Source organism: Photorhabdus africana (assembly GCF_035181445.1).
GTDB lineage: Bacteria > Pseudomonadota > Gammaproteobacteria > Enterobacterales > Enterobacteriaceae > Photorhabdus > Photorhabdus laumondii.
The window spans coordinates 1-223 of record NZ_JAXBVE010000322.1; the positions used below are offsets into that span (position 1 = coordinate 1).

At 57.4% G+C, this 223-nt stretch carries 1 protein-coding gene; it reads right to left on the reverse strand.

Translation table 11 applies throughout. The annotated features are described in order from the left end of the window. Positions 1-223: S-layer family protein (locus SLS51_RS23935; RefSeq protein WP_323840934.1), on the reverse strand; the 223-nt coding region annotated here is incomplete at both ends.

Genomic DNA, 223 nt, shown 5'->3' on the forward strand with positions numbered 1-223 from the left:
TTGTTGCTGTTTGCCAAAGGCAACGCCGGCATCCATCAGCGCTTTAAATTGCGCTTCGTCGTTATTGTAGCCGGGCAGATAGCGCCGGCCGGTCAACTGGGTGATTTGGTCGCGCACCAGACGCTGTTCGTAGAACCCATCGCCCAGACGTTTGTGGACCAGCGCCGGGTCGTGAGTGAGTTGTTCCCGCATATAGTCCGAGCCCAGCCACTGCTTATACTGG